The organism is Vibrio sp. 14G-20 (assembly GCF_026241515.1).
In the GTDB taxonomy this organism is placed as follows: Bacteria; Pseudomonadota; Gammaproteobacteria; order Enterobacterales; family Vibrionaceae; genus Vibrio.
On sequence record NZ_JAPHPW010000065.1, the window covers coordinates 1 to 538 of the forward strand.

The window sequence follows — 538 nt, forward strand, 5'->3', positions numbered from 1 at the left end:
TAACACTGATCATTTAAGCATTTTCCTGATCAGTTGAACGATCCTACAGATGGTTAACAATACCCTTAAGCACTTTTGTTTAAGGGTATTTTTTTATGCTGTCACACTGGTTAATCGATGTTGACGATTTTGCTAATCCAGAATCTCTTTCTTTGTTCCAAAAAGACCTCCCGCTAGATTGGATAAACCAAGCTTTATCTGAAACGAACAAAGCGAGTATGCGCCGTAGAAAGTTACCTGCCGAACTTGTTGTATGGTTAGTCGTTGGTATTGGTCTATATCGAGATAGACCGATTACTGATGTACTAGATAAACTCGACCTCAAATTGTCTAATTCATTGGGTGAAACAATTGCACCTAGTGCAATTCCTCAGGCAAGAAAACGCCTCACCGCTAAGCCTTTAAAGTCATTATTCTCAATCACAGCAAAGCACTGGACACAGTCGGAAGATGCGGGTGATAAATGGAATGGTTTGAGCCTATTCTCAATCGATGGCACACAGTTTAGAACTCACGATAACCCAAGCTTAGCTGAGCA

At 40.5% G+C, this 538-nt stretch carries 1 protein-coding gene; it reads left to right on the forward strand.

Annotated features, from left to right (window positions below; genetic code table 11):
* Positions 1-95: 95 nt before the first annotated feature.
* Positions 96-538: transposase domain-containing protein (locus OQJ75_RS22450; RefSeq protein WP_265974982.1), on the forward strand; the 443-nt coding region annotated here is incomplete at its 3' end.